Origin of the sequence: Gordonia insulae (assembly GCF_003855095.1) — a bacterium.
Lineage (GTDB): Bacteria > Actinomycetota > Actinomycetes > Mycobacteriales > Mycobacteriaceae > Gordonia > Gordonia insulae.
The window spans coordinates 2,117,799-2,136,739 of record NZ_CP033972.1 but is presented as its reverse complement, the minus strand read 5'-3'; the positions used below and the strand labels follow the sequence as shown (position 1 = coordinate 2,136,739).

19 protein-coding genes are annotated in these 18,941 nt (G+C 68.0%); 11 read left to right on the top strand and 8 right to left on the bottom strand.

The features are described 5' to 3' along the window. The first annotated feature begins 27 nt into the window (after nt 1–27). From D7316_RS09635 to D7316_RS09625, 3 genes are read left to right on the top strand one after another with little or no spacing between them, the layout of a single operon-like run. Complete coding sequence (locus tag D7316_RS09635; protein ID WP_124708091.1) at nt 28–798, top strand: TetR/AcrR family transcriptional regulator; 771 nt, start codon at nt 28–30, stop codon at nt 796–798. Further along, a complete protein-coding gene (locus D7316_RS09630; RefSeq protein ID WP_124708090.1) occupies nt 795–1,712 on the top strand; it encodes an ABC transporter ATP-binding protein in 918 nt (305 codons plus the stop codon). Before D7316_RS09635 ends, D7316_RS09630 begins: the two co-directional genes overlap by 4 nt. Then, a complete protein-coding gene (locus D7316_RS09625) occupies nt 1,709–3,355 on the top strand; it encodes an ABC transporter permease (RefSeq protein ID WP_232016844.1) in 1,647 nt (548 codons plus the stop codon). The genes D7316_RS09630 and D7316_RS09625 overlap by 4 nt, the downstream gene beginning before the upstream one ends. 99 nt (nt 3,356–3,454) lie before the next feature. Here D7316_RS09625 and D7316_RS09620 read toward each other — a convergent pair whose 3' ends face one another. Then, nucleotides 3,455–4,582, bottom strand: a complete 1,128-nt coding sequence (locus tag D7316_RS09620; RefSeq protein ID WP_124708089.1) for a citrate synthase 2 — start codon at nt 4,580–4,582, stop codon at nt 3,455–3,457. 182 nt (nt 4,583–4,764) lie between these two features. Between D7316_RS09620 and pdxH the strand changes: the two genes are divergently transcribed. From pdxH to D7316_RS09605, 3 genes are all read left to right on the top strand, one after another. Beyond that, nucleotides 4,765–5,460, top strand: coding sequence for a pyridoxamine 5'-phosphate oxidase (gene pdxH, locus D7316_RS09615; RefSeq protein WP_124711230.1), 696 nt, complete (start codon nt 4,765–4,767; stop codon nt 5,458–5,460). Between the two features lie 41 nt (nt 5,461–5,501). After that, complete coding sequence (locus D7316_RS09610) at nt 5,502–6,776, top strand: MFS transporter (RefSeq protein WP_124708088.1); 1,275 nt, start codon at nt 5,502–5,504, stop codon at nt 6,774–6,776. 66 nt (nt 6,777–6,842) lie between these two features. Continuing rightward, a complete protein-coding gene (locus D7316_RS09605; RefSeq protein ID WP_124708087.1) occupies nt 6,843–7,919 on the top strand; it encodes an isopenicillin N synthase family dioxygenase in 1,077 nt (358 codons plus the stop codon). A 9-nt stretch (nt 7,920–7,928) separates the two neighbouring features. Here the strand turns inward: D7316_RS09605 and D7316_RS09600 are convergent, their stop codons facing one another. The 3 genes from D7316_RS09600 to D7316_RS09590 are packed head-to-tail and all read right to left on the bottom strand — an operon-like array spanning nt 7,929 to nt 10,564. Then, nucleotides 7,929–8,960, bottom strand: a complete 1,032-nt coding sequence (locus tag D7316_RS09600) for an oxygenase MpaB family protein (protein ID WP_124708086.1) — start codon at nt 8,958–8,960, stop codon at nt 7,929–7,931. A gap of 49 nt (nt 8,961–9,009) precedes the next feature. Then, the gene (locus D7316_RS09595) at nt 9,010–9,882 is read right to left on the bottom strand and encodes a 5-oxoprolinase subunit C family protein (protein WP_124708085.1); all 873 of its coding nucleotides are present in this window, start codon (nt 9,880–9,882) and stop codon (nt 9,010–9,012) included. Between the two features lie 22 nt (nt 9,883–9,904). After that, nucleotides 9,905–10,564 (bottom strand): 5-oxoprolinase subunit B family protein, encoded by a 660-nt coding sequence (locus D7316_RS09590; protein ID WP_124708084.1) that lies wholly within the window; start codon nt 10,562–10,564, stop codon nt 9,905–9,907. An 84-nt stretch (nt 10,565–10,648) separates the two neighbouring features. On the opposite strand from D7316_RS09590, the gene D7316_RS09585 reads away from it, so the two are divergent. The 5 genes from D7316_RS09585 to D7316_RS09565 all read left to right on the top strand — a co-directional run bounded on the left by D7316_RS09585 (nt 10,649) and on the right by D7316_RS09565 (nt 15,855). Continuing rightward, nucleotides 10,649–11,635: a carbohydrate kinase family protein gene (locus tag D7316_RS09585; protein WP_124708083.1), complete on the top strand. Its 987-nt coding sequence runs from the start codon at nt 10,649–10,651 to the stop codon at nt 11,633–11,635. Nucleotides 11,636–11,706: 71 nt separating this feature from the next. Beyond that, a complete protein-coding gene (locus tag D7316_RS09580; protein WP_124708082.1) occupies nt 11,707–13,029 on the top strand; it encodes a citrate synthase in 1,323 nt (440 codons plus the stop codon). A gap of 75 nt (nt 13,030–13,104) precedes the next feature. Continuing rightward, nucleotides 13,105–13,473: an FKBP-type peptidyl-prolyl cis-trans isomerase gene (locus D7316_RS09575; protein ID WP_124708081.1), complete on the top strand. Its 369-nt coding sequence runs from the start codon at nt 13,105–13,107 to the stop codon at nt 13,471–13,473. 35 nt (nt 13,474–13,508) lie between these two features. After that, nucleotides 13,509–14,807 (top strand): cryptochrome/photolyase family protein, encoded by a 1,299-nt coding sequence (locus tag D7316_RS09570; protein WP_197718209.1) that lies wholly within the window; start codon nt 13,509–13,511, stop codon nt 14,805–14,807. A gap of 43 nt (nt 14,808–14,850) precedes the next feature. Next, entirely contained in the window at nt 14,851–15,855 is a 1,005-nt protein-coding gene (locus D7316_RS09565) for an enoyl-CoA hydratase/isomerase family protein (protein WP_124708080.1), read from the top strand. A 13-nt stretch (nt 15,856–15,868) separates the two neighbouring features. Here D7316_RS09565 and D7316_RS09560 read toward each other — a convergent pair whose 3' ends face one another. From D7316_RS09560 to D7316_RS09545, 4 genes are read right to left on the bottom strand one after another with little or no spacing between them, the layout of a single operon-like run. Then, complete coding sequence (locus tag D7316_RS09560) at nt 15,869–17,089, bottom strand: ABC transporter permease (protein WP_124708079.1); 1,221 nt, start codon at nt 17,087–17,089, stop codon at nt 15,869–15,871. Continuing rightward, nucleotides 17,086–17,991, bottom strand: a complete 906-nt coding sequence (locus tag D7316_RS09555) for an ABC transporter ATP-binding protein (protein ID WP_124708078.1) — start codon at nt 17,989–17,991, stop codon at nt 17,086–17,088. The genes D7316_RS09560 and D7316_RS09555 overlap by 4 nt, the downstream gene beginning before the upstream one ends. Then, nucleotides 17,988–18,611: a hypothetical protein gene (locus tag D7316_RS09550; RefSeq protein WP_124708077.1), complete on the bottom strand. Its 624-nt coding sequence runs from the start codon at nt 18,609–18,611 to the stop codon at nt 17,988–17,990. Before D7316_RS09550 ends, D7316_RS09555 begins: the two co-directional genes overlap by 4 nt. Further along, nucleotides 18,608–18,907, bottom strand: coding sequence for a helix-turn-helix transcriptional regulator (locus D7316_RS09545; protein ID WP_124708076.1), 300 nt, complete (start codon nt 18,905–18,907; stop codon nt 18,608–18,610). The genes D7316_RS09550 and D7316_RS09545 overlap by 4 nt, the downstream gene beginning before the upstream one ends. Between the last annotated feature and the right edge of the window lie 34 nt (nt 18,908–18,941).

Below are 18,941 nucleotides of genomic sequence, written 5' to 3'. Positions count from 1 at the left end.
GCTGAACACACGTTTAGCATCTCAAACATGCGTTCAATCGCAGATGATCGCACCACCCGGGCGCGTGTGCGCGACACCGCGATCGAGGTGTTCGCGCGCGACGGGTTCGCCGCGACCGTCCGGACGATCGCCGATGCGGCCGGCGTGAGCCCCGGGTTGGTGATCCACCATTTCGGCAGCAAGGAGAAGCTGCGGGCGGAATGCGATGCACAGGTGTTGCGCCGTACCCGCGAGGCCAACGAGGCCGGCCTCGAAACAACCGCAGGCGCACACGCTTTCGGCGGATTCCTGGCGAAGCTGGAGTCGATCGACGACGACGGGCCACGCATCGTCTACCTCATCCGCAGCCTCCAGGCAGGCGGTGAGATGGCGCGGGAACTGCTCGAGCATCTCGCCGAGGATGCCGAGGCGACGTTCCGTGGCGGTGTGATGGCCGGAACCATCCGACCGTCGCGCGACGAGGCGGCACGTGCGCGCTACATGGTCGCCCAGTCGATGGGTGCCCTGCTGGTCGACGTCGTCATGCATCCTCCGCCGGACTGGTCCGATGCAGGGGCCATCCTGCGGTCCTATGTCGAGCGCGTCATGGTGCCCGCGACCGAGTTGGCGGTGCACGGCGTGATGGCCGATGAATCGTTGCTGGACACGGTGATCGCTTACACGGGCGAGCGAAGCGACGGGGAATCGGAACGGGGCGAGCGAAGCGACGGGGAATCGGAACGGGGCGAGCGAAGCGACGGGGAATCGGACCGGGGCGAGCGAAGCGACGGGGAACCGAGATCGAGAGGACCATCATGACTCTGGGAACTGATGCTGTGATCGACGTATCCGGCCTGCGTAAGTCCTTCGGCTCGTTCCATGCGCTCGATGGCCTGGACCTGCGGGTGCGCGCCGGCGAGGTGGCCGGTTTCCTCGGACCGAACGGCGCCGGAAAATCGACCACCATCCGCGTCCTGCTGGGGATGTATCGCTACGACGACGGGCACGTCCGCGTGTTCGGCGCGGACCCGCTCGCCGATGCCGTGCGGATTCATCGTCGCCTCGCCTACGTCCCGGGTGACGTCAATCTGTGGCCTCAGCTGACCGGCGGCGAGTGCATCGATCTGCTGCTGTCGCTGCGCGAGGTCCGGATCGAGTCCGCCTCGCGCAAGGCGGAACTCATCGACCGATTCGAGCTGGACCCCACCAAGAAGGCGTCGACCTATTCCAAGGGCAATCGGCAGAAGGTCGCCCTGATCGCCGCGCTCTGCGCGGACAGCGAACTCCTGATCCTCGACGAGCCGACCTCCGGCCTCGACCCGCTCATGACGCGGGAGTTCGCCGACTGTGTACGAGACCGTGCGGCAACGGGATCCGCGGTGCTGATGTCCAGTCACATCCTCGCCGAGGTGGAGGAACTGTGTGAGACGGTGACGATCATCCGCGCCGGCAGGACGGTCCAGTCGGGCCCGCTCGCCGAACTGCGCCACCTTCGTCGATCCAGGGTCACCGCAACGGTGTCCGGTGACGTCGGTGCTCTCGCGCACGTGGACGGCGTGCATGATTTCGCCGTCGACGGGGATGCGGTCACGTTCACCGTCGACGATGCGGGACTCTCCGCCGTGACGCAGGCGCTCGCCGGCCACGACGTGCGGGCCCTCGCCGTGCAGCCGCCCAGCCTCGAGGAGCTCTTCCTGCACGCATACGCCGATGGGGCGGGGGGATCGCGATGACCGCGGCGCTCGTCGACCGGGGTGGGCCGACGTCCACGGTGCGGACTCCGTCGGAACGCTTCGTCCGCACCGGATTGTTGTTGCGGCTCATGGTCCGTCGTGAACGATTGGTCGCGGCGATCTCCGTCGTCGTCTTCGTCCTGCTCAACGTGTCCACCGCGGCGTCCATCAGCAGCATGTATCCCACGGCGCAGCAACGGGCGGGCGCGGCGGCCGGGCTCGGCGGCAACGCCGCGTTCCGCTTCCTGCTGGGGCCGCTGGACAACACCGATTCCGCTGCTGCTCTCACGGTCTGGCGGGCCGGTCTGTTCATGGTCGCCGCACTGGCGGTCTGTGTGGTCCTCCTGGTCGTCCGTCAGACCCGCAAAGAGGAGGAGCTCGGTCGGGCGGAGCTCGTCCGTGCCGGGGTCACCGGCCCGCTGGCGCCGCCGGCCGCGGCCGCGATCGTCGCGACGCTGTTCAGCGTGCTCATCGCAGCGGGGATGTCGGTGATGCTGTTCCCGCTGGGCGCGGGTTGGCCGGACGTGTTGGCGGTGTTCGCGCAGTACGCCACCACCGGTATGGCCGCGGCGGGCGTGGCGCTGGTGACCGCTCAGGTCGCGAAGACCTCGCACATCGCCAATCTGACCGCGGCTTCGGTGGTGCTCGCCGGTTACCTGTTGCGCGGTTCCGCCGACGCCGTCGGCGGCTGGGGATGGCTACGCTGGCTGACCCCCATGGGCTGGGCCGAGATGATCGACCCGTTCGGCGACAACAACTTTCTGTTCGCACTGGCGTCGCTGGCCGTGTTCGCCGCCGGTGTGGGGCTGGCCGGTGTGCTGGCCACCCGCCGCGACATGGACGCCGGGCTGATCGCACCGCGGCCGGGTCCCGCGTCGAGCGCCCGTCTGTCGTCGGTCGGGTTGGTGGTCACCCGGCTCACCCTGCCGTTGCTCGGCTCGTGGGTCGGCGTCCTGGTCGCCTACGGTCTCATCGTCGGTTTCATGCAGCCGTCGGTCGACGAACTGGCCAAGGGCAACTCCCAATTCGGCGATGTGGTCCGGCAGTCCGGGGTCGACGCCGACCTGGGCACCCTCTTCGGGCTGACGATGATGGGCTTCTTCGCCGTTGCGGCGAGCGCGTGGGCCGTCAACTTGGCGACGCGGATGCGCGGCGAGGAGAACGGATCGCGTACCGAACTCCTGCTCACCACACCGACATCGCGGACGAGATACCTACTCGACCACGCCGTGCTCGCGGCAGCAGGCGTGGTGGCGATCATGCTGGCGGCCGCGGCGGCGCTGACGCTCGGCAACGGGATCGCCGGTGGCGACTGGGCCTCCGCCGCGGGCGATACGTTGTCGTCGGCGGTCGTGCAGATACCGGCAGCGCTGGTGATGTCGGGAATCGCGGTGATGCTCTACGCGATTCGGCCGGCACTGGTACCGGTCGGCTGGCTGCTCGTGATCGCCGCCCTGTTCCTGGGCCCGCTGTCGGGGATGTTCGATCTCCCGCGGTGGGCGCGCGACCTCTCGCCGTTCACGCACACGCCGTTGGTGCCGGTGCAGCCGATGAGTTGGCCGCCGGTACTGGTGATGCTCTGTCTCGCAGTGGTGTTCACCGTCGCGGGGTGGATGGTCTTCCGGCGTCGCGACATCGGCTAGGCATGCCCCGGCGCCGCTCTGGCCGCAGTTCGGTGTTCCGGCTTCAGGCTGCAGGTGCGGCAGGACGCCGGAGGTGCGGCCAGAACCTCCCCCGATGGATCAGAGGCCGGGCTTGGTCAGCTCGCCCCAGCCGGCGACGTCCTCGGGACGGCGGGGCGCGGGTCCGGTGTAGATCGCCGCCGGACGGACCAGCTTGCCGAGTCGCTTCTGTTCCAGGATGTGCGCACACCAGCCCGCGGTACGTCCGCAGGTGAACATCGCCGGCATCATGTGCGGTGGCACCTCGGCGAAGTCGAGGATCACCGCGGCCCAGAACTCGACGTTGGTCTCGATCGCCCGGTCGGGACGTCGCTCGCGCAGTTCGGTCAGCGCCGCCTGCTCGAGCGCCGCGGCGATCTCGTAACGCGGCACGCGCAGTTCCTGCGCGGTCCGGCGCAGGACCCGGGCCCGGGGGTCCTCGGCCCGGTAGACGCGGTGGCCGAAGCCCATCAGCTTCTCTTTGCGGTCGAGGACACCTTTGACGAGTGCCCGGGCGTCGCCGGTGCGTTCGACCTCTTCGATCATCGGCAGGACGCGGGCGGGTGCGCCGCCGTGGAGTGGCCCCGACATCGCACCGATCGCTCCCGACAGGGCGGCCGCGACGTCTGCGCCGGTCGAGGCGATGACACGCGCAGTGAACGTCGACGCGTTCAATCCGTGCTCGGCGGCGCTCACCCAGTAGGCGTCGATGGCGCGGATGTGGTCGGGGTCGGGGTCGCCCTTCCACCGGGTCATGAACCGTGCGGTGACGGTGTCACATTCGTCGATGACGCGCTGGGGCACCGCGGGCTGGTGGATACCACGGGCCGACTGTGCCACGTAGGACAATGCCATCACCGATGCGCGTGCGAGGTTGGCGCGGGCGGTTTCGTCGTCGATGTCGAGCAGCGGCTGGTAGCCCCAGATCGGTGCGAGCATCGCCAGCGCCGCCTGCACGTCGACGCGTACGTCACCGGTGTGGATCGGCAACGGGAAGGGTTCGGCGGGCGGGAGACCGTCACCGAACCGGCCGTCGACCAGCAGCGCCCACACGTCGGCGAAGGTGACGTGATTCTCCACCAGGTCCTCGATGTCGACGCCGCGATAGCGCAGGTTGCCGCCGTCCTTGTCCGGCTCGGCGATGTCCGTGGTGAAGGCGACGACGCCTTCCAACCCGGGCACGAAATCGTCGGGGACGCTGTTCGCCATGGTGACCACCTATCTCGACACGGCACTGTGGACATCGCTGGTCGGTGACATCCGGGCGGGCACCGGACCGGGCACCCACTTGGACTCTAGGTCAGCCGACATCCCGGGGCATACCGGGGAGTAACTCCGGTGTCCGGGAGTAGCCTCAGCACGTGGCGGACGAACCAATTGACCTGCCGAACATGCGGGTCGGCTACGGCGGGGGCATCCCGCCGAACATCGGTGAGGGCGATCGTGCCGCGGGCGCCGACGGGATTCGCGAGAACCTGGATCCGAGCTGGTTGCGTGGCGACCCGCCCTGGGTCGACCTGTTCACCGTCTGGCTCCGGGAGGCGATCGAATCGCGGATTCCGGAGCCGAACGCAATGGTGCTCGGCACCGCGGACGCCGACGGTCGGCCCGCCACCCGCACCGTTCTGTGCAAGGGCGCCGACGCCGCCGGCATCGTGTTCTTCACCGGCTACGACTCGGACAAGGGTCGCGAGCTCGCCGCCAACCCGTACGCGTCGGTGACCTTCCCGTGGATCGCGTTGGAACGGCAGGTCCATTTCCGTGGCGCGGTGACGCACGTGAGCATGGAGGAGACCGAGGCCTATTGGTACTCGCGGCCGCGCGGGTCGCAGCTGTCCGCGTTCGCCTCCGAACAGTCGCGACCCATCGGCAGTCGGATCGACCTCGAGGCCAAGGCCGCCGGGGTCGCCGACGGGTTCGGCGGTTTCGACGACGGAGCCGAGGTCCCCGTGCCTTCGGCGTGGGGCGGGTTCCGGCTCGTGCCGTCGGTCGTCGAGTTCTGGCAGGGACGCGCGAATCGACTGCACAACCGTGTGCGCCTCACCAAAGACGACGCCGGGTGGCACGCGGAACGCCTGCAACCCTGACCGCGGATCGCGTCGATCGTTACCTCCACTAAGCTTCTCTGGTGCAACGCCTGCTCGCCGACACCACGCCATTGCGGAACGTGTACTTCCGTCGGCTGTGGACGGCGAACATCATCACCGTCATCGGTGCACAGCTCACCGTCGTCGCCGTGCCCGCGCAGATCTATCAGATCACCGGCAGCTCGGCCTATGTCGGTCTCACCGGGATCTTCGGCCTCGTGCCGCTGGTGGTGTTCGGCCTCTGGGGTGGAGCCCTGGCCGATGCCTTCGACCGTCGACTCATCCTGATCATCACCACTTTCGGCCTCATCGCCTGCAGTGCGGTGTTCTGGGCGCAGGCCGCCATGGATGTCGGAAATGTCTGGCTTCTACTGTGCGCGTTCGCCGTTCAGCAAGCTTTCTTCGCGGTCAATCAGCCGACTCGCACGGCGGTGCTGCCTCGGCTGCTCCCACTCGCCGAACTGCCGGCGGCCAACTCGCTCAACATGACGGTGATGCAGGCGGGCGCGATCGCGGGGCCACTGGCCGGCGGAGCCCTCATCCCGGTCCTGGGCTACTCGATGCTCTATCTGGTGGACACCCTGAGTCTGTTCGCCACACTGTGGGCGGTGATCCGGTTGCCGTCGCTGGCACCCGATCGCGCCCCTGGCGAGTCGCGTCCGGTCGCCGGGTTGCGTTCGGTCCTCGACGGTTTCGTCTACCTGCGTCACCATCGGGTGCTGTTGGCGAGCTTCCTCGTCGACCTCATCGCGATGATCTTCGGCATGCCCCGTGCGCTCTTTCCACAGATGGCGCACGAGAGTTTCGGTGGACCGGAGAGCGGTGGTGTCGCCTTCGCGCTGCTGTTCGCTGCCATCCCGCTCGGTTCGGTGATCGGCGGCGTGTTCTCCGGGTGGGTCGGACGCGTCCAGCGGCAGGGCTTCGCGGTTATCGTCTGCATCCTGATCTGGGGTGCCGCGATCGTGGTCGCGGGGTGTGCGTTGTTCTTCGCGCACGGCACCGCGCTGCCGATCCTGCCGATCGTCGTCGTCGCGTTGATGATCGGCGGCGCGGCCGACATGGCGTCGGCGGCCTTCCGGCAGACGATGCTGCAGGCGGCCGCGACCGATGACGTGCGTGGTCGACTGCAGGGTGTCTTCATCGTGGTCGTGGCGGGTGGGCCGCGAATCGCCGACGTCACGCACGGCGCGACGGCGGCGGTCGTCGGCACCGCCGTGGCCACCGCGGGCGGCGGGATCGGCGTCATCATCGGGACCATCGTTGCGGCGCTGGCCATTCCGGCCTTCGTCCGTTACCGGGCCGGGCACCTCGCGTGATCGGGACGGCGACGTCCCGCGACCGCTGATCAGCACGATCGAGGATTCGGTGCCACTATGGGTGGCATGAGCGCGGTCATCGACAACCCCGCGGGGACCTTCTCCGTGCCGATCATCGACATCAGCCCGTACACCGGTGGCGGCAGTGCGTCGGATCGGGCGGTCGTGGCCGCGCAGATCGACGATGCCGCCTCGAGCGTGGGCTTCATCCAGATCGTCGGCCACGAGATCCCGATCGCGGTGATCGACGAGTTCACCGCGGTGATGGACGACTTCTTCGAACTCCCGCTCGAGGCCAAGAAGGCCTACCGCACGCCGCCGGAGATCAATCGTGGCTACGCGCCACCGAAGTCGGAGTCGCTCTCGCTGAGTCTGGGCGTCGAGCCTGCCGACCGGATGAACGATTTCTTCGAGGCCTACAACGTCGGTGTCGAGGCCACGGCCTACCCCGAACTCGAACTACCCGAGGACCAGTACGCGAGCAACACCTGGCCGGCCGTCGACCACTTCGAGGCCGCGGTGTCCGCCTATTTCGCCGAGGCCTCGCGGGTGGCGCACACCCTGACGCGGATCTTCGCCGAGGCGCTGGACCTGCCGCCGGACTTCTTCGACGGCTACACCGATCACTCCCTCGACGTGCTGCGGATGAACAACTATGCGCTGCCGCCCGGCGAGATCGAACTCGACGGCGAGTTGACCGGCATGGGCGAGCACACCGACTACGGCATCGTGACGGTGCTGTGGGCAGATCAGGTCCGGGGACTGCAGGTGCTCGATCGCGAGGGCACCTGGCACGACGTGGCTCCCGCCGACGGTGCCCTGCTGATCAACCTCGGTGACCTGATGGCACGGTGGACCAACGAGCGGTGGATGTCGACGCTGCATCGGGTGAAGCCGCCGATCGTCGACGGCACCATCGAGCGGCGCCGGTCGGCGGCGTTCTTCCACGACGGGAACATCGACGCCACCATCTCCACGCTGCCCTCGTGCGTGGGTGCCGGCAGTCGCTATTCGCCGATCACCGTGGGCGAGCACATCGGTGCGAAGCTCGCGGGTTCGCGTGCCGGACAGTCGAATCCGTACGCACGACGCGAGGCGCAGCGGGTTCGCCAGGCGATGCGCAGGGGGCTGGGTCAGCAGTAGCGATCCGGGTCAGCTCTCCGAGACCCGCCCGGGATAGGTCGCGCGCCGTGCCGCGTGGACGGGGCAGTAGTGCATCGGGTTGTCCCGCTCGGCTTCCGGCGGAAGGTTGCGGGTCGGCGTCTCGACGAGCGGGGCGTCCGGGGACACCCGCCCGCTGACGCGGTCCCAGGCATCCCGCGGACGCGGGTGGCGCAGAAATCGTTTCGGCAGCAGTCGGTGCATCACCAGGTTGATGCCGCGGCCCAGGAGTCGGAATCGCTTCTCGTCGCGTTCGGTCCACGGCAGGCCCATCATCTCGCGGATCGGCTCGTCGTAGAACCCGGTGGTGAGCCAGGTGAAGAAGCGCTGGTTGCGCTCGGCCATGTAACGGAACCAGATGCCCTCCGGAATGAACCTCAGGAACGGGGGCGGCGGCAGCTGCCCGATGTCGAGCACGGTGCGCACTGCGGGATGGTCCCGAAGAACGTTGCGGCACATGTAGTCCCAGTACTCGAGAAAGTCTTCGTAGGTGTCCGGGACCGGTCGCATCGAGACGCCGTACATCGCGTACCACGCCTTGGACTCCTCGAAGAGTTGTCGCTTCTGGTCCTCGCTCAGCCACGGCCCGAAACGTTCGCACAACCGGACATTCCCGTACCAGAACGTCGCGTGCGCCCAGTAGAAGACGTCGGGGTCCAGCGCGTGATATCGGGAACCGTCCTCCATCTGCCCCTTGATGTCGCGGTGGTAGTCGCGCACCTCGCGCCCGGTCGCGGTGCCACCGTCGAACACCACACCGCTGATCGGGTACAGCGAGCGCATCAGACGTTGCCATCGTTCACCGAAGAAATCGGAGTGCTCCCACACCGCGGCGCCCAGTTTGGGGTGCATGTTCTGCATCGAGCCGGCCCAGAGTCCCTGGAACATGCCCGTCCAGGTACCCCAGATCTGCCAGGTCAGCGAGTCCGGGCCGAGCGGCGCATAGTCGTCGGGGCGCGGTCCCGCGGGATCCTGAGGTTCGACCGTCACGTCGCTCGAAGAAGTCGTCAGCACCTCGGTCATGAGACGAAAGTCTAGGATCGTCTCAATCCGCTGTCAACGAGGCCGGCCGTCATCGGGTGCGGAACCGAACCTGTCGCCCCGCCACGAGCTGAGCCGCCCGGTCGATGGCGTCCGAGGTGAGGACGGCAACCACCGGGTAGCCGCCGGTCACCGGATGGTCGGCGAGGAAGATCACCGGCCGCCCCGACGGCGGGATCTGCACAGCGCCGTGCGGCATGCCCTCCGACGCGAGGTCGCCGACATCGGATCGGTGGAGCACCAGCGGGTCGTCGGCGTCCACGGGTCGGTCGAGACGCACCCCGACCCGGTTGCTGTCGACGTCGACCTCCCAGACGCCCCGCATCAGATCCCGTGGCTCCCGCACGTGGCCGCGCCGTGGCCCGTCGGCGACCTCCAGGGTGACCACGCCGGGCTCGCCGTCGGCGACGGGTGCGGAGAAGACCGGTGGCCACGCGTCGGCGGCGTGCCCCACCGGCAGCTCGACGTCGGCGATCAGCGGGTCCGGGCCGAGACCGGACAGTGTGTCGGTGGAGCGGGAGCCCAGCACCGGGTCGACGTCGATGCCGCCCCGAACGGCGAGGTAGTTGCGGCAGCCCCAGGTGGGGGTGTCGACGGTCAGTTCCGATCCATCCCGAAGGCGGTTCGCGGCATCGCCGCCGACCGGGGAACCGTCGATGCGGACCACCGCGCGGGCCCCGGTCACCGCGACGAGCAGATCGCCCCGTGCGCGAATGTGCAAGCGGCCCAGCGTGGCCTCGATGACAGCGGCAGATTCGTCGTTGCCGACCAGTCGATTGGCGAGGGTCAACGACGACAGGTCCGCACCGCCGGAGCCCGGCACACCGAGATGGGCGAAGCCGGGGCGGCCGAGATCCTGCAGTGTGGCGAGCGGACCGGGATCCACGACGGTGATCGCCTTCATCGTCCGGCTCCGAGGACGGTGGTCATGCGGGTCCGGCAGCGTCGAACCGCACCGATGATCCAGGTGCGAGAAGGGCTGGGGGAGTGGCCTGCTCGTCCCACATCGTGGTGGTGGTGTGTCCGATCAGATGCCACCCACCCGGGCTGACCCGGGGATACACGGCACTGTAACCCGCCGCGATCGCGACCGCGCCGGCCGGGACCCGCGGCCGTGATTCGCTGCGACGCCCCAGATCCCGGAATGGGTGATCCCGATCGTCTTGTGGGACAAGATAACCGAACCCGGGCGCGAATCCCATGAACTGGACCTGCCACTCGGTGGTCAGGTGGATGTCGGCCACCTCGTCGGCGGTGATGCCGAGCAGCGTGGCGACCTCGTCGAGGTCGGGACCGTCGTAGGTGACCGGGATGCGCACGGCATCACCGGTCGCGAGATCGTGCTCGCCGGAATCGGACTGGGCCGCCCGCAGCGCCCGATGGATGCCCAGCACGTCGATGCCGCTGCCGCGTCGGGCCTGGACGAGCACGCTCTGGGCGCTGGGCACGACTTCGGTCACGCGCAACGCGCCGGTCACCATCGCGGCCCTCAGCGCCGCCACCGCCGTGCCGACGGCGTCGAGTGGCTCCGGCTCGCCGGCGAAGTCGAGCAGCACCGCGTCCGGTCCGGCGGGCAGATCACGCATGAGCCCAACTTACCGGTGGAGACGTCGAAACCGATGGACCGCAGCGCCGTCGGTGGCAGGATGGTCGACGGAACGGAGGTGACTATGCGCGAGATCGTCGTGTGTGGTGAGGCCCTGGTCGACGTCGTGCAAGTGCATTCCCCATCGCATTCCCCGTCGCTTCGCTCGCCGCTGTCGCCATCCGCAGCGGTCAACTCCGGCGGCCTGCCGCCCCTGCAGCCTGCGCTCGGCGGCGGCCCGTTCAACGTCGCGGTGACGCTGGGCAGGCTCGGCAGCGCGGTGTCCCTGTGTTCGGCGGTGTCCACCGACACCTACGGCGACGCGATCATCGCCGCCTTGCAGGCCGGCGGAGTCGGCACCGCGCTGATCCAGCGCCGGACGGAACCGACCTCGCTCGCGCTGGCCACGATCGGGCACGACGGTGCGGCGCAGTATTCGTTCTACGTCGAGGGCACCGCGGACCGCTCGATCGATCCGCCGGGAACCTTCGCCTCGACGGTGGCGGCCGTGTGCTTCGGCACGCTCTCGATGGTCCTGGAACCCGGTGCGTCGGTGTATGAATCGCTGTTACGGCGATGCCACGACGAGGGACGTCTGATAGTCGTGGACCCCAATATCCGGCCCGCCGTCATCGAGGACGCCGACGCTTATCGGCGACGCTTCGCATCCTGGCTGGACGCTGTGGACATCGTGAAGCTCTCCGACGAGGACGCCCGGTGGCTGGGCGACGGTCCGGTCGGGACAGGCCCCGACGATTGGCTCGCGGCCGGTGTGACCGCTGTCATCACCACCGCCGGCGCCGACGGGATCACCGTGACGACCACGGACCTCACCGTCACGTCGGCGGCACCCGAGGTCCAGGTCGTGGACACGATAGGTGCAGGTGACAGCGTCGTCGGCGGCATCCTCCGTCACCTCGACCGGATCGGGGCGCTGTCCTCCCGCGCGGTCGCGGAACTGTCCGCCGAGCAGTGGCTCGCGACCGCCGAATATGCTGGTCAGGTGGCTGCCATCACCGTTTCGCGTCCGGGCGCGGACCCTCCGTGGGCGAGCGAGCTGCGAAGCGACTAGGTTGATACCCAACAGGATCCTTACCCGGATCTGCAGAAGTACAAGACTCTCACCTGAGTAAAGGGGTTCGTGTGTCCGCTGAAACAGTCCCAGCTGACCAGGCGTCCGATACGGCCTCAGCGAAGTTCACCTACCCCGGTGGTCAGCTGGAGCTCCCGATCCTGAAGGCCACCGAGGGCTCGGATTCCGTCGCGCTGGGCAAGTTCCTCGCCGAGACCGGGCTGACCACATTCGACGGTGGATTCGTCAACACGGCCTCGACGAAATCCGCCATCACCTACATCGACGGGGACGCGGGCATCCTGCGCTACCGGGGCATCCCGATCGACCAGCTGGCGGAGAAGTCGACGTTCATCGAGGTCAGCTACCTGCTGATCTACGGTGAGCTGCCGACCCCGTCGGAACTCGAGGACTTCACCAACAAGATCCAACGGCACACGCTGCTCCACGAGGATCTGAAGCGCTTCTTCGACGGGTTCCCGCGTAACGCGCACCCGATGCCGGTGCTGTCCAGTGCGGTGAACGCGCTGAGCGCCTACTACCAGGATTCGCTCGATCCGAAGGACCCGGAGCAGGTCGAACTCTCCACCATCCGCCTGCTCGCGAAGCTGCCGACCATCGCGGCCTACGCATACAAGAAGTCGGTCGGCCAGCCGTTCCTCTATCCGGACAACTCGCTGAGCCTCGTCGAGAACTTCCTGCGGATGACGTTCGGCTTCCCTGCCGAGCCCTACGAGGTCAATCCCGAGGTCGCCAAGGCCCTCGACATGCTGTTCATCCTGCATGCCGATCACGAGCAGAACTGCTCCACCTCGACCGTGCGCCTGGTGGGTTCCTCGCAGGCCAACCTGTTCACCTCCATCTCCGGCGGCATCAACGCACTCTGGGGTCCGCTGCACGGCGGCGCCAACCAGGCGGTGCTCGAGATGCTCGACGAGATCCGTGCATCCGGCGGCGACACCCAGGCCTTCATGAACAAGGTCAAGAACAAAGAAGACGGCGTGAAGCTGATGGGCTTCGGTCACCGCGTGTACAAGAACTACGATCCGCGCGCGGCCATCGTCAAGAAGACCGCCGACCAGATCCTGGAATCGCTTGGCGTACAAGATGATCTGCTCGACATTGCGAAGGGTCTCGAAGAGGTCGCGCTGTCCGACGACTACTTCATCGAGCGCAAGCTGTACCCGAACGTCGACTTCTACACCGGGGTCATCTACCGTGCTATGGGCTTCCCGACGCGGATGTTCACCGTGCTGTTCGCCCTCGGCCGGCTGCCCGGCTGGATCGCGCACTGGCGCGAGATGCACGAGGACCCGAGCGGCAAGATCGGCCGTCCGCGCCAGCTCTACACCGGCTACACCGAACGTGACTACATCGGTATGGGCCAGCGCTGACGCGTCGGGAGACCCGATCGGCCGATGAGCCGGTCTGACCAGATAACTGATCCGACGACTCAAAGGAGAGTCCCGTTGACCAGCGCTGAGAAGCCCGAAGTCGAATTCCCCGAAGGCCCGGCCCCCGCCGAGCTCCAGATCAAAGACCTCATCGTCGGAGACGGTGCCGAGGCGCAGCGCGGCGGCGTCGTCGACGTGCACTATGTCGGCGTCGAGTACGAGTCCGGCGAGGAATTCGATTCCTCGTGGGACCGTGGCCAGTCCGCCAACTTCCCGCTGGACCGGTTGATTCCCGGTTGGCAGGAGGGTATCCCGGGCATGCAGGTCGGCGGTCGCCGCCAGCTGACCGTCCCCCCGCAGCTCGCCTACGGCCCGGCCGGGGCAGGCCATCGCCTCTCGGGCAAGACGCTCGTCTTCGTCATCGACCTGCTGGGCGTGGGATAGACCATCCCGGACCGGGATGACACAGGCAGGCCGGGATGACCCGGCCGAGCCTGCTCTGGCTGCGCCGCGACCTTCGGCTCGACGACCTGCCGCCGCTCGCGGCGGCGATCGATGCGGGTTCGCGCGTGCTCGTCTGCTTTGTCGTCGATCCGAGGCTGGAGAAATCCTCGGGTGAGCGGCGGCTGAGCTTTCTCTTCGATTCGCTCCGCGACCTGGACGACCAACTGTCCGGCCGCCTGCTGGTGGTGCGTGGACGTCCCGACGAAGAGATCCCGCGACTGGCAGCAGCCGTCGACGCGACGTCGGTGCACATCAGCGCCGACTACTCGCCCTTCGGCCGCCGGCGTGACGATGCGGTCGCCGAGGCGCTCGGCGAGATCCCGCTCGAGGCCGTCGGGTCGCCGTATCTCGTTGCGCCGGGCCGCATCACCAAGTCGGATGGCGAGCCGTACAAGGTCTTCACACCCTACTTCCGGCGTTGGACCGAGCACGGGTGGCGTGCCCCGGCGGACACCTCGATCGCGACGCGACAACTCCTCGACCCCGCCGACATACGTCGGTCCGGACGCATCCGGGTGCCCGCGGCCCCCACCGCGCTGAGCTTTCCGGCAGGGGAGAAGGCCGCCCGGGAGCGGTGGAACGAGTTCGTCGACGACGATCTCGACGGCTACGACGAGGGCCGTGACCGTCCCGACCGCGACGTCACCAGCCGCATGTCGGCGTATCTGAAGTACGGCAACATCCATCCGCGCACCATGGCTGCCGACCTGGGCCGGTCGAACGGCGCGAAGGCATATCTCCGCGAGCTGGCGTTCCGCGACTTCTACGCCGATGTCCTGTACCACTGGCCGCACAGCGCCTGGCGGAACTGGAACAGTCAGTTCGACGACATCGCCCTGGACACCGATGAGAGCGCGTATCGACGCTTCGACGCGTGGAAAGAGGGTCGGACCGGCTTTCCGATCGTCGACGCCGGGATGCGACAACTGCGCGAGACCGGCTGGATGCACAACCGCGTGCGCATGATCACGGCGTCGTTTCTGGTGAAGGATCTGCACCTGCCGTGGTGGTGGGGTGCCCGCTGGTTCCTCGACCAACTCGTCGACGGTGACATGGCTTCCAACCAGCACGGCTGGCAGTGGGCGGCAGGCACCGGAACCGATGCGGCACCGTACTTTCGGGTGTTCAATCCCACCACCCAGGGCGACAAGTTCGACCCGGACGGCGAGTACGTCCGCCGATGGATACCGGAGATCGACGACGACTATCCCGAACCCATCGTCGATCACAAGGCCGAGCGCGAAGAGGCGCTGCGACGGTTTCGAGAGATCTGATCCCGTCACGCAGCACGCCGAGGTGCGCGGATAGGCTGACCACGTGATCGTCCCAGCACCGTTCATCGCCGCACCGTTCGTCGCCGACGTCTGCGACGACGCGCTGTGGGACCGGCTCGCCTGGTCGCCGGACAAGCATTCCGGCCACGTCCGGATCGGATTCACGACCGGTGCGGCACCGGCGACGGGCTGGCCTGCTGTCGGCGATCGATGCGACGTCGTCTACGGTCCGGCCGAGATCGAGAACACACACCCGGCCATCGTCGGCGCCGACGACCCCGAATCCGCCGCCCACGAACTGGCCGATCACGTCGCGCGCAACCCACAGTCCGCGACGATCCTCGCCGGCGTACTCCGCACCGGGACAGAGGTATCCGTCCGGCAGGCCCTCGACGTCGAGTCGTGGGCCTACTCGACGTTGCTCGGCGGCACCGAGTTCGCCGCGTGGCTGGCCCGGCGCGGACCGCGCCCGCTCCCGCCGACGTCCGCCGCCGCGCCGGTGCTCGTCGACCGCGACGGCACACGACTGACGATCACCCTCAATCGGCCCGAACGGCGCAACGCGTTCGGCGCTGCGCTCCGCGACGCAATGGTGGCGGCCCTCGACGTCGCGGTCCTCGACGATTCGCTCACCGAGGTCCACCTGCGCGGTGCCGGTCCGGCCTTCTGCGCGGGCGGAGACCTCGACGAGTTCGGCACCACTCCCGACCCGGTGATCGCGCACTTCGTCCGAACGGCCGGCGGGGCCGGGGTGCGACTCGCGGAGATCGCCGACCGGACAACGGCTTTCCTGCACGGCGCGTGCGTGGGCGCGGGTATCGAACTGCCCGGCCTCGCGGGTCGCATCGTCGTCGATCCCCGGGTGGCGATCCGATTGCCCGAGGTCGGCATGGGGCTCATCCCCGGAGCCGGTGGCACCGTGGGCATTCCCCGCCGCATCGGCCGCTGGCGGACCTTTCATCTGGCGACGAGCGGGACGTCGATCGGTGCACAGACGGCGCTGGCCTGGGGGTTGGCCGACGAGGTCGCCGACGTCGCACCGGCGTGAACCGTTCCGGGACTCATCGCACCGTCGACAGCACCTCGGTCCACTTGACCCGCGTACCGGTGCGCAGGATCGACCGCTGGTAGATGCGTGCCGCGAACCAGGTGGCCGCAGCGCAGGCGAGCACCATCAACGCGAACGTGACGATGACCTGCATGATCGTCGCGTCACCGGTGGCGATCCGGATCGGCATCAGCGCGGCGCTGAACGGCGGAATCCAGCTGAGTATCTGGATGAACGTGGAGTCGAGCGCCTGGATGCCGAACACGCCGGAGTACATGACCGCCATCGCCAGGATCGTCAGCGGGGCCGAGCTCGCGCTGAGCTCCTCCTGCCGGGAGACCAGCGCGCCGGTCGCGGCGTAGAGGGTGGCGAAGAACAGGAAGCCCAGGATGAACCAGGCGATGACCGCGGCGAACATGCCGATCGCCGCGCCCGGCACGGTCAGCAGGCCCGTCACCTGACCGGCGATCAGCGCGGTGGCACCGAGTAGCAGGACCTGCGCCAGCGCTATCGCCCCGATGCCGATGATCTTGCCCCACAACAGATGCAGGGGTTTGATGGTGGCCAGGAGGAGCTCTACCACCCGCGACGTCTTCTCCTCGACGACGCCGACCGCGACCATGGATCCGCCCATCATGATGGCGGTGATCAACAGGATCGTGCCGACCAGGGCGATGACGATGCGCTGTCCCTCGTCGGGCTTGTCGGGTGTGGTCTGCTCGACGGTGATCGAAGCGCGGGGCACCGATGACGCGTCCACGCCACGCTCGGCGAGCGCCCGCGACAGACCGACCTGTTCGACCGACGTGCGCATGACGCCGTCGAGGGTGGCGTCCACTCCGCTCTTGGACAACACCACGAACGCATTCGATGCACCGGGTACCAACGCCGCCTCGAGGTCGCCGTCGGCGACCTGTGTGCGGGCGTCCGCGGCGGAGTCCACGTCGACCACGTCGATCGACGTCCCGGTTGCGGTGCCGACCTCTTCGATCGTCTGTGACAGCGTCTGATCCGATCCGACGAGGCCGATCTTCTTGGTGTCGTCGCCGCCGGTGAGTGCGGCGAGGACAATCGCGCCCACCACGATCACGACCATCAACAGGCCCGTACTGATCAGGAACGACTTCGTCTTCGCGCGGGTGACGATCTCGCGTTCGGCGACCAGCCGGATCGCTTGCGCGGCACCTGCGCCGGCCGGGCCGCCGGGGAGTTGTTGGGGTGTGGGGGAGCTCATGCGGAAACCACCTCTCGGAAGAGTTCGGTCAGTGACGGTGTCGACGCCGCGAACCGGTGGACCGGGCCGGCGCGCAGTGCTGCGGCCAGGATCGCCTGATCGTCGGTGGTGTCCGGGTCGATGCGCAGCGACGTCACGTCGGTGTTCGAGTCATAGTCGGCGCGGACGACGCCGGGTAGACCGTCGGCCCAGCGCGTGGCGGTGGACGGGCCGGCGACGTCGAGGGTGACGCCGTCGCGGGCCCGCAGTTCCTCGACCCGGCCGAGCGCGCGCATCTGGCCGCGCACGACGATGCCGACGCGGTCGCACAGACGCTGGACCAGATCGAGCTGGTGCGAGGAGAAGATCACCGGGATGCCCTCGGCGGCCTTCTCCTTGAGGACGTCGCTCATCACGTCGACGGCGACCGGGTCGAGACCGGAGAACGGCTCGTCCAGGACGAGGACACGTGGGTCATGGATCAGCGCCGCCGCCAGTTGCACCCGCTGCTGGTTGCCCAGGCTGAGGTCGGCGACGTCGTCGTCCACGCGTTGCTCGACGCCGAGCCGGGTGGTCCACCGCTGCATGCTGTCGTGCGCGGCGGAGGCCGACATGCCGTGCAGACGGGCGAGGAAAACGAGCTGCTCGCCGACCTTCATCTTCGGATAGAGGCCGCGTTCCTCGGGCATGTAGCCGATCTGCCGTCGGGTCTGCAGATCGATCGGGCGATCCCCGAGGGTCACGCGGCCGGCATCCGCGGCGAGGACGCCGAGGATTATCCGCATGGTGGTCGACTTTCCTGCACCGTTGCTGCCCACGAAGCCGAAGAGCTCCCCGGGATCGACGTGAAAGGTCATGTCCTGCAAGGCGACCAGGTCGCCATAGCGTTTGTGTAGTCCGTCGATGATCAGCGGGGGGTTCATCGCTGGCTCCGTTCCGTGTCGGTGGTGTCGGTCGGTGTGCTGCTTGCGGACTCGGGGACGATCAGATCCTCGGGATCGGGGTCGTTCATCCACCAGGCGGTGAGCATGGTCGGCAGGACGATCCCGCAGACCAGGAGGGTGATCAGCAGGACGGCGGTGCCGTAGACCAGCTGTCCGGGCACGTCGTCGCGCGAGCCCAGCACGATGAGGATCGCGTACGGGATGAACATGAGGACGTAGACGGCGACGAAGCCGATCGATCGCGCGGAATTGCGTTGCGCCAGTTGGATCTCGTCGAGCGCCGGGACCGGGGTGTCGGCGACGGACCCGGTGACGATGCGGAGCGCGTACTGGGTGGCCACCGAGCCGATCAGTCCGACTGCGAACGGGACCGCGAACCAATAGGTGGAGAATGCCATCACGGCGCCCGCGAGGGCCACGAGCAGCGAGACGATCTGTAGGAGCACCAACCGCCTCGCTCCGCGCCTCGTCCGCCAGGACCGAAGTCTGCCGGCGTGCCTGGCGTTGAAACGGAGATGACGCTCGGCACGCCAGTTGTCGTAACGCCGCCAGAGAGCGGGCGTCGCCTCCTCCGGGATGGCCGAATGGGGATCCCTCATCGTGCACCTCCGAGGTCGGATTGCCGCTCACCGCTGGTCCGGGCGTAGAGCTCGGCGGACATCGCGCGGAACTCGGTGCGACTGAACACGGCCTCGACCGGGAGGTCGAACACCGCGCAGATTCGGAAGGCGAGGTCGAGGCTCGGATAGTTGTCGCCGCGCTCCAACGCGCCGACCGACTGCACGTTGATCCCGACCAGCTCGGCGAGGTGTGCCCGGGTCATCTTCCGCTCGGCGCGCAGCACACCGATGCGATTGAAGATCGGGAGCTTCTCGCCCCTCCGGACAGGACTCACCTAATCAAGTGTTAGGAAAACACAACAACTTGTC

Excerpts from the sequence above, each read along its gene's own strand:
- D7316_RS09635 (WP_124708091.1), top strand. The coding sequence starts at position 28 with ATGCGTTCAATCGCAGATGATCGCACCACCCGGGCGCGTGTGCGCGAC.
- D7316_RS09630 (WP_124708090.1), top strand. The coding sequence starts at position 795 with ATGACTCTGGGAACTGATGCTGTGATCGACGTATCCGGCCTGCGTAAG.
- D7316_RS09625 (WP_232016844.1), top strand. The coding sequence starts at position 1,709 with ATGACCGCGGCGCTCGTCGACCGGGGTGGGCCGACGTCCACGGTGCGG.
- D7316_RS09620 (WP_124708089.1), bottom strand. The coding sequence starts at position 4,582 with ATGGCGAACAGCGTCCCCGACGATTTCGTGCCCGGGTTGGAAGGCGTC.
- pdxH (WP_124711230.1), top strand. The coding sequence starts at position 4,765 with ATGCGGGTCGGCTACGGCGGGGGCATCCCGCCGAACATCGGTGAGGGC.
- D7316_RS09605 (WP_124708087.1), top strand. The coding sequence starts at position 6,843 with ATGAGCGCGGTCATCGACAACCCCGCGGGGACCTTCTCCGTGCCGATC.
- D7316_RS09600 (WP_124708086.1), bottom strand. The coding sequence starts at position 8,960 with ATGACCGAGGTGCTGACGACTTCTTCGAGCGACGTGACGGTCGAACCT.
- D7316_RS09595 (WP_124708085.1), bottom strand. The coding sequence starts at position 9,882 with ATGAAGGCGATCACCGTCGTGGATCCCGGTCCGCTCGCCACACTGCAG.
- D7316_RS09590 (WP_124708084.1), bottom strand. The coding sequence starts at position 10,564 with ATGCGTGATCTGCCCGCCGGACCGGACGCGGTGCTGCTCGACTTCGCC.
- D7316_RS09585 (WP_124708083.1), top strand. The coding sequence starts at position 10,649 with ATGCGCGAGATCGTCGTGTGTGGTGAGGCCCTGGTCGACGTCGTGCAA.
- D7316_RS09570 (WP_197718209.1), top strand. The coding sequence starts at position 13,509 with ATGACCCGGCCGAGCCTGCTCTGGCTGCGCCGCGACCTTCGGCTCGAC.
- D7316_RS09560 (WP_124708079.1), bottom strand. The coding sequence starts at position 17,089 with ATGAGCTCCCCCACACCCCAACAACTCCCCGGCGGCCCGGCCGGCGCA.
- D7316_RS09555 (WP_124708078.1), bottom strand. The coding sequence starts at position 17,991 with ATGAACCCCCCGCTGATCATCGACGGACTACACAAACGCTATGGCGAC.
- D7316_RS09550 (WP_124708077.1), bottom strand. The coding sequence starts at position 18,611 with ATGAGGGATCCCCATTCGGCCATCCCGGAGGAGGCGACGCCCGCTCTC.